The following is a 7,668-nucleotide window of genomic DNA, read 5'->3' as shown; positions in this document are numbered from 1 at the left end:
GCCTCCCCCGGCCAGGGCGGCGGGCAGCGTTGGCGTCAGTATCAGCGCGGGCTCGATGGGGTATATGGAGTCAACTCCTGGGCGGTTGCCGAAGCCGGCATCCCTGGTGTGCTCGGTTACGAAGCCGGTGTGAGAGCTGGTTGGAACAGCAAGACCGGGTCGAGCTCCGGGTTTACGGAAGCAACACATGCCATGTTCGGTAGTGCCATGGTTGGCGGATCCGTCACCGGTGAGTGGGTTGGAGTGGCATACGCTCCTCCCGGCCCATGGCGTTTCAGAATAGGTCTGCGATGACGGCTGAACTGGCCGCGCCGCTGTAAAAGCACGCCTTGGAGTGGGCCTGACCACAAGATGGCAGGCCCACTCTCCGGCCCACCCCTGCCCCGTTGAACCCACTGGGTTCCGTGAGCGGCCAGTCAATGAGTGCCTACAGGTAATCCCCGGTGCCCAGAAGGAGCTGTGAGCAAATGGATTGGCGTGCGCAGTGTGCGTGCCTAGGCGAGAATCCCGAGCTGTTCTTTCCGATTGGCAGCAGTGACCTCGCCTACGAGCAGATCGAAGAAGCGAAGGAGATCTGCGGTCGCTGCACGGTGACCGAGCGCTGCCTGGCCTGGGCCTTGGAGATTGGTCAGGTTCATGGGGTCTGGGGCGGAACCAGCGAGATGGAGCGACTGGTCCTCCGCACCCGCAGGGCTGCCAGACAAAACTCCTGATCATCTCGCGCGTTGCGATCCGATGGCGTCATCCTCAGCGTACTGAGCTTCAGACGTGCAAGGCTGAGAGGAGCCGGTGATGAGTCTGGTCGGCAAGGTGGCCCTGGTCACTGGAGGAAGCCGTGGCATCGGACGAGGGATCGCGATGCGGCTTGCGCGTGAGGGTGCGCGCGTGGCGGTTCACTACGGCCACGACGAACTGGCGGCAGAGGAGACGGTCACTGCGATCGAAGCCTTGGGCGGATCCGCGTTCACCGTGAGGGCACAACTCGGTGTGCCGGGCGACGCGGAGGCACTATGGCAGGCGTACGACGCCGAGGCCTCAGTAGTCGACATCATCGTCAACAACGCCGGTACTGCGGTGATGGGTCCGTTTGCTGCCCTGGACGTCGAAACATTCGACCAGCTCGTCGCCATCAACGCTCGCGCGCCGTTCTTCATTATCCAGCTGGGCCTGGGCAGGTTGCGCGACGATGGCCGGATCATCAACATTTCCTCTGCTGTCACGAGGGTTTCGTCGCCAGACGCGGTTGCCTACGGGATGACAAAGAGCGCCCTGAACACCATGACACTGGCGTTGAGCACAGTGCTCGCACCGCGCGGAATCACCGTGAATACCGTCGCTCCGGGGCTCGTCGAAACCTCCATGACCGAACCAATGCTCGCCGACCCGGCAACGGCACGCGTGCTCGCTTCGCTCTCCGTCTTCGGGCGGATCGGGCAGCCGGCCGACATCGCCGACGTGGTTGGCTTCCTGTGCTCCGAGGACTCTCGGTGGATCACCGGCCAGTGCATCGACGTCAGCGGTGGCACACAGCTTTGACACGGCCTCCTTCACCGAGACCACCATTGCAGGGATCGCGGGGGTGCCGGAGCTGCGGATCTCGGCCGAACAACCCTCCGTGGTGAAGGATTGGGGCGTCAGTGCCAGTGGATCTCGAGTTCCGCGTGATGGGGCATCTGTTGGCCCTGTGCCAGACCGCGCGCGCAAAGCTGTCGGTACGCCGGGCGGCCGGTCGACAGTCGTCCCGCCCTGGTACCTTTCAGCGGCCATTCACTGTCGCAGCTGCCGCCGGATTGGTGGCGCGGGCGGCACCATTGGCCTCGCTGCGCTCGACTGGTCGGAAAGCCACACGATGGCGTTGGACGCTACAGCCCTAGCCGAAGGCGCTTGGGCCGAGGCTGAGCTGCGCGAAACACCCGCCGGCCGCGAGTCACACCTACCATAAAGGGGTAGTCACCCGCACCGCCTGGAGGTTTCTACCAGGGATGGATGAGGGGCGAGCGAAGTTCCGTTGCTATCGGCACCTTTCTTCTCCCCGACGTCACAGCGGACATCGTCTTGTGGTTGGCAGTCGATCTCAGGGTTCCGGCTGAGCCGAGTTCGTTGCCGCTGGCGATGAATGTTCGAGGTCCGCCGACAGTTCATCGGCGGGGCGAGTCGGCTGGGTGGACGACGTCGACGGCGACACGGCTGCCGATGACGAGGTGGTGGCGGAGGCCGCGGACGTCGGTCCACGACGGCCGGATCATGCCGTTGATCGCGGCACGCCACGTGCTTGCCTCGCGATATGCCCCGATGACCTCGACGGAGACCAGGCCCGAGCGGAACACCACGCGGTACCGCATCGCCGCAAGCGATGGATTCCTGGCAATCAGATCGTGCACCCAGGTCAAGTTGGTGTTCCCGTCGTCTGCATCCATGCTCTCCGCCGTTCTCCAGCGAGGGTTCATCACCATGCAGTACGCAGGACGGAACCTTGACGGATGCCGACAAAGAGCCGGCGGGGTCCGACGGCGCGCTGCAGCAGTCTCCGCTCGACATGAGGGATTTCCCTCATGCGCGGTCGATGGTTGTCGGCCACCATTTGCCGTCGCGCCACTTCGGTGCATCGTAGTGAGGAGGAGAGGATGAACCATGCCACCGTGCCAACTCTGGCCGAGTTCGTGGATGACATCAGTGGTATTTACCAAGCGATGAAGGGCGGCAGCCGCTGCCTGGTCGCGGACACGCTGCTAGCTGATCTCGAGCTGGACTCTTTGGAGCGCGTAGAGATGCTGGTCATCGTCGAAGAGCTGTACGGCACGCTATTGGCCGGCGATCGCGAGCTGCTCGAAGTCAAGTGTGTCGCCGATCTGTACGCACTGGTCACCCGCCTCGCTTCGCCACGCGCGCGGTGAGGCCAGCTCTCTCGCCCGCTCAGCCCACTGCCACGCGCCGTCAGGCGCAGAACCGATCGATGTACCGGTGCGTAATGACAGGCGAGGGAAGTTCTTCCCTTGGACGAGAGTGAGTCAGTTAATCCCGCTCGATCCGTTAACTTTCAGTCCACGGTGATGGAGTATGAACATGAAGAAAGTTTCCGCAATTCGTCGTGCTGTCGGCACACTTCTCGTCGCCAGCAGCGTTGTGGGTGGTTTGTCGATGGCGTCAGCGCTCCCCAGCAGTGCCGCCGCGGCCGCCACCCCGGTGGAAATCAAGTCGACCAATTCTCAGTTCGGCCTGATCGCCAGCGTGAGCAAGAACGCCAGCAATGTCAGGGTCACGCTGGCCACTGACAACAACGGCCAGCTTCAGCGGTGGCGGCAGGTTGGTAGCGACGCGAGTGCCGGCTTCCTCTTGGAGGCCAGCGTTTTCACCACCATCGGCCAGTGCCTCGATGTCGAGAACGACTCCACGTCGACCGGCGCCAAGATCGTAATTCGCGCCTGCGACGGGACGCTCAGCCAGAAGTGGCGGTACACCGGTACCCGCTTGGAGAACCTGTACAGCCACAAGTACATCCAGAAGCCCTCGGATCAGGAATTCGGCGCCATTCTGACCCAGAGCACGACGGGCGACCTCGCCTTCAAGAAGGTCCTGTGAGGCGAAGCTCAGGTTGCTGAGCGAAGGCAACTTGTTCGATCAGCCGAACGTTCGTCGCCGGGTGCAGACCAGGTCGAGGCGGCAGTGTCAGGCGGTGGTCTTCGTGAGGACCTTGCCGACTGCCGCGTCGACCTGGTCGTGTGGATGAGTCAGCCATCGATCCGGGCGAGGGTTAGCTGGCCGGCTCTGGCGGGGTCTCGTCAGAGCAACTACTGCGGTAGAGAGGGCGGAAGTCGCTGTCGACAAGATCGTCAACGGGAATGGGGAAGCCGCAGCGGGCGCACGACCGGTACGGGAGATCATGCGGGAGCCCGGCGCTCTCCAAGGCGGTACGGAACCGGACGCGGCGTTGGTTCTTGGTGGCATTCGCCGATACCCGACAGCCATCGCGAACTGAACCTGGCGCTGTGCACGTACTGCAGACGAACATGAAGCCGCTGATGACAAGGGGGAGTTCAGTGACCACTGCCCGAACAGTGTTGGCCGCCGTCCTCACCGCAGCGATTGGACTTGGACTGACAGCCTGCGATGGGAGCGGCAGTGACGGTACTGGTGCCTCACGGACGGATCGCCCGACAGTCTCGGATCACGCCACGCGGCAAGAACCGCCCGAGACGGTACCGCCCTTGAAAGCAGCACCCGCTCGGCTCGCTTTGCGGCGTCAGGCCTTCATCCCGGTGAAGACATCGATAGTGAACATTCCGGGTGGGTCGTTCGAGATCCTCACTGCGAACGGCAAGGCGGTCTATCGATTCGAGCGAGACGCGAACGAGCCGTCCAGGGTCAACTGCGTCGACGACTGCCCCATCACCTGGCCGCCGGTGGTTGTGGACGACGCCAAGGTGACCCTGACCGCGGGGATCGACGCGAAGCTTGTCGGCACTGTCCAGCGAGCGGACGGCCATCGACAGCTCACCTACAGCGGCTGGCCTCTCTATTGGTTCATCGAGGACGCCACGAAGGGGGACGCCAGAGGCGAGGGATTCGGCGACAGTTGGTCCGCAATCGGACGAAGCGGCGACGCCGTCTTTGCCAAGCCTCGACTCAGGTGAACTCACCATGCTGAAGACTCAATCGCGCGCGCTGTGCGCCCTCCTCTCTGCTGGATGGCTCGTCCTTGCGGCGTCGCCGGCGGAGGCGGCCACGGACAGTCAAATTGTCTCCGTGTCCTCGCCGCCGGCGAAGTGGTTCGGCCAAGGGGAGAACCGGGCGGTCGGCGCCGGCTCGACGACATCACTGGAGGGTGGCAACTGGACCTTCATCGAGTCGTCCACCTTCCCAGGCACGTACGTCGTCCGCCAGCGCGATCCGCTGGGCGGCGACATGCATCTCTACCTGGACCTGTCGGGGAATTCTGTTGCCGACGGGATCGCGCTGGTCACCACTCTGTTCGACGGATCGCCGTCTCAGCACTGGATCCTCGAGAAGGACCTCGAGCTCGGCACTCGCTACCGACTGAAGAACAGATTCAGCAGGAAGTACGTCACCATCAGCGCCGCCAAGGGCAGTTCGCCCCTCCTCCTGGAGTCGTTCCGCATCGGCAACGATCAGTTGTTCGAGGCAGCACCCAACCTGTGATCCGGATCCGCCTGAATCGGCGTACTGCTTGAAGTACCTCAGACATCGCGGATCCTGACCAGGGCCAACCCAGATCCAGCGGGCGTACCGGTTACCCCTGCACCTGCGCCCGCCCGCTGCACCAAGCGATACGGTGCCGTAGTGATGGACAGCTATGAGCCAGGCGAGGCCGTCCCGCAGAGCGGCGAGACATGCTCACCTGAAGCTGAGCTGAGCCGCCGCCTCCGGCGATTCGCCGAGTTGCGGGGATGGGAGCGCGCCTCGACACCGGCTGCGTTGATCCTCAATCTCGTCAGCGAAGTGGGTGAGGTGGCCCAGCACTTTCGGTGGCTGTCGCCGACGCAAGCAGCGGTGATCATGGAAGACCAGTGCTCGGCACGGCAGATAGGCGAGGAGTTGGGTGATGGAAGCACGTCATCCGCTTGGTTCTGGCCCGCGCGAGTTTTCCTGAGTTGAGCCGAGCTGTCAGGTCTGTGTTGTCCTGGACGAGAGCTCCCGCCTGACAGTTGCGAGGCCGCGAGTGAGGTTGGCGTTGGTGAGGTGACCGAAGCCCAAGATGAGCGCGTTGGAATCACACCGCCCGGTGTGGAAGTAGTCCGCGGCGGACGCGGGAGGCATCAGGACCGTCAACGAGATGCTCGAGGTATGGGCGGGATGGGCCCTCGGCGTGCACTCCAAACCGCTGGTCATCCTCGACCCGAGCCGTCTCTCCGCTCCGCTCCGCATCCAAATGGAGATCCTCCACGACCATGGACTCATCCCTGCGGACGTCCTGAACCACCCACGATGGACCGAGACCGTGAGAGACGTGGTCGATCACTTGGAGACCGAGGGCTGAAACTGGGCTTGCAGCACACGGAGTCGGCGGATCGCACTATGCCGACGCAAACAAGCAAAGGACCCGGGTATAGAGACCCAGGCCCTCTGTATCGCACCGCCCTCGGCTTGGATCGAGATCCATGCTCCCTGTGCGGTGTCTCAAGGTTAGGGCGCGCGCAGTTGCCGGGACGAGAGCCACTTACGCCGCCACCGGAAGACAAACTGGCTGGCCGGTCGACCGGTGTCGGCCGGCGAAAACCGAGCACGCGGTTCGCTGCGTACCACTCATAGGAGGGTCGTCCAACTAGAAGGGAAGTTTGAAAATGTGCGCCCCAGTACTGCTCGAGCGCGGCGTCGCGCTGAACCACAACGAGGTGCTGCTCGAGCGCTGCATCGCGACGAATCACAACGAGGTACTGCTCGACCGCGACGTCACGGCGAACCGCGACGAGGTCGTGCCCGAGCGCGGTATCGCAACGAATCACAACGAGGTTCTGTTCTCGCTCTGATCCGCTACCGGCGACACTCGGGGCCACCTCGTGAGGTGGTCCCGAGCGAGTCGAACTCCTGTGCGCACGGACAGCACAGTCCACCATCAGACCCCGCGGGGTGATCGCTGTGAGTACAACCATCCTCGACATCCTCAACGACGCAGCAGATCTGCGTCGTTCCGGAAAGCCCGAACGAGCACTGCGCCGAGCGCGTCAAGCTGTACTCCTGGCACACTGCGCCGACGTCTCGCCTGCCGTCCTGGCCAACAGCCTGTTGATCGAGGGAACCCTCGTCATGGAGACGCGGAACCCCATCGAGGCTGTCTCGATCCTTCGCGCGGCGAAAAGCACCTTGGCCGCCGCCAACCCTGACGGACTGCTTCAGTCCACGTGCGTGACGCTTGGGCGGGCACTTCGGCGCGCAGGACGGTACGACGAGGCGGAGGGCGAGCTGCGATGGATCCTGGATTTGACCTCGACACACCTCGGGCGCGGCGCGAGGGAGGTGGTGCCGATCCTCAACGAACTCGGAATCACCTACAAGTACGCCGGCAAGTTCGACGAAGCGCGCCGTACCTATCGTCGGGCAATGGCGATCGTCAAGGCGAAGGTCGGTCCGGACAGCACGTACGCGGCCGACATTCTCCACAACGTCGCCGGCCTGGCGCATGCAACCGGAGATCACCGCAGGGCCGAGGCGGTCGCACGGCGAGGGCTGGCTGTTCGCTCCCAGGTGGATGACCAAAGCTCGTTGAAGACAGCAGCTGACCGTGCAGCGCTCGCAGCCATCCTGATCTCCAGAAAGGAGTACGCCGAGGCGGAATCCATCTTGTGTGAAGTCCTCGTCAGCTACGAACGCGTGTACGGGTCGGTGCATCGTGAGGTTGCCGTTGTCCTGCACAACCTCGCGGCGGTATCGGTCGCCGCGGGCGACCTCGAGACCGCCGAAAGGAACCTGGTGCGGGCGACTGAGATCAAGAGGGCGGTTCTTGGCTCCCGACATCCTGAGCTCGCCATCACGCTCCACAACCTCGGCACGGTGTTGCACTCCGTCGGCCGGACCGCTGAAGCGGAGGGCCACCTGGCTGACTGCGTTCAGATCCTGAGCGGGGTCGTCTCGCCCCAGCATCCGACACTCTCTGCCGCTCGCACCGCTCTGGACGCGATCCGGTCCGGCGTACAGAACTAAGCCTCCAAGTCG

11 protein-coding genes are annotated in these 7,668 nt (G+C 63.7%); 10 read left to right on the top strand and 1 reads right to left on the bottom strand.

Features of this window, described 5'->3' with window-relative positions:
- Nucleotides 1–467 precede the first annotated feature (467 nt).
- The gene (locus AB0F51_RS25615; RefSeq protein WP_360284100.1) at nt 468–713 is read left to right on the top strand and encodes a WhiB family transcriptional regulator; all 246 of its coding nucleotides are present in this window, start codon (nt 468–470) and stop codon (nt 711–713) included.
- 79 nt (nt 714–792) lie between these two features.
- Entirely contained in the window at nt 793–1,536 is a 744-nt protein-coding gene (locus AB0F51_RS25610; RefSeq protein WP_360284098.1) for an SDR family oxidoreductase, read from the top strand.
- A 602-nt stretch (nt 1,537–2,138) separates the two neighbouring features.
- On the opposite strand, the gene AB0F51_RS25605 is transcribed toward AB0F51_RS25610, so the two are convergent.
- Nucleotides 2,139–2,417, bottom strand: coding sequence for a hypothetical protein (locus AB0F51_RS25605; protein ID WP_360284096.1), 279 nt, complete (start codon nt 2,415–2,417; stop codon nt 2,139–2,141).
- A 207-nt stretch (nt 2,418–2,624) separates the two neighbouring features.
- Between AB0F51_RS25605 and AB0F51_RS25600 the strand changes: the two genes are divergently transcribed.
- From AB0F51_RS25600 to AB0F51_RS25565, 8 genes are all read left to right on the top strand, one after another.
- Entirely contained in the window at nt 2,625–2,894 is a 270-nt protein-coding gene (locus AB0F51_RS25600; protein WP_360284094.1) for a hypothetical protein, read from the top strand.
- Nucleotides 2,895–3,063: 169 nt separating this feature from the next.
- On the top strand, nt 3,064–3,579 hold the full coding sequence (locus tag AB0F51_RS25595) for a ricin-type beta-trefoil lectin domain protein (protein WP_360284092.1): 516 nt from the start codon (nt 3,064–3,066) through the stop codon (nt 3,577–3,579).
- 407 nt (nt 3,580–3,986) lie between these two features.
- Entirely contained in the window at nt 3,987–4,631 is a 645-nt protein-coding gene (locus AB0F51_RS25590; RefSeq protein WP_360284090.1) for a hypothetical protein, read from the top strand.
- Between the two features lie 112 nt (nt 4,632–4,743).
- Entirely contained in the window at nt 4,744–5,157 is a 414-nt protein-coding gene (locus AB0F51_RS25585; RefSeq protein ID WP_360284088.1) for an RICIN domain-containing protein, read from the top strand.
- A gap of 144 nt (nt 5,158–5,301) precedes the next feature.
- A complete protein-coding gene (locus AB0F51_RS25580) occupies nt 5,302–5,613 on the top strand; it encodes a hypothetical protein (protein WP_360284086.1) in 312 nt (103 codons plus the stop codon).
- Nucleotides 5,614–5,773: 160 nt separating this feature from the next.
- Complete coding sequence (locus AB0F51_RS25575; protein WP_360284112.1) at nt 5,774–5,995, top strand: hypothetical protein; 222 nt, start codon at nt 5,774–5,776, stop codon at nt 5,993–5,995.
- Nucleotides 5,996–6,299: 304 nt separating this feature from the next.
- Complete coding sequence (locus tag AB0F51_RS25570) at nt 6,300–6,485, top strand: hypothetical protein (RefSeq protein WP_360284084.1); 186 nt, start codon at nt 6,300–6,302, stop codon at nt 6,483–6,485.
- 109 nt (nt 6,486–6,594) lie between these two features.
- Nucleotides 6,595–7,656 (top strand): tetratricopeptide repeat protein, encoded by a 1,062-nt coding sequence (locus tag AB0F51_RS25565; protein WP_360284082.1) that lies wholly within the window; start codon nt 6,595–6,597, stop codon nt 7,654–7,656.
- Nucleotides 7,657–7,668: the final 12 nt, after the last annotated feature.

Origin of the sequence: Kribbella sp. NPDC023855, from assembly GCF_040639475.1 — a bacterium.
GTDB lineage: Bacteria > Actinomycetota > Actinomycetes > Propionibacteriales > Kribbellaceae > Kribbella.
Note: the sequence above shows the minus strand (reverse complement) of the source record. Positions and strands in the feature narration are given on the sequence as shown.

Coding starts and splice junctions, on each gene's coding strand:
- AB0F51_RS25615 (WP_360284100.1), top strand. CDS start 468: ATGGATTGGCGTGCGCAGTGTGCGTGCCTAGGCGAGAATCCCGAGCTG.
- AB0F51_RS25610 (WP_360284098.1), top strand. CDS start 793: ATGAGTCTGGTCGGCAAGGTGGCCCTGGTCACTGGAGGAAGCCGTGGC.
- AB0F51_RS25605 (WP_360284096.1), bottom strand. CDS start 2,417: ATGGATGCAGACGACGGGAACACCAACTTGACCTGGGTGCACGATCTG.
- AB0F51_RS25600 (WP_360284094.1), top strand. CDS start 2,625: ATGAACCATGCCACCGTGCCAACTCTGGCCGAGTTCGTGGATGACATC.
- AB0F51_RS25595 (WP_360284092.1), top strand. CDS start 3,064: ATGAAGAAAGTTTCCGCAATTCGTCGTGCTGTCGGCACACTTCTCGTC.
- AB0F51_RS25580 (WP_360284086.1), top strand. CDS start 5,302: ATGGACAGCTATGAGCCAGGCGAGGCCGTCCCGCAGAGCGGCGAGACA.
- AB0F51_RS25570 (WP_360284084.1), top strand. CDS start 6,300: ATGTGCGCCCCAGTACTGCTCGAGCGCGGCGTCGCGCTGAACCACAAC.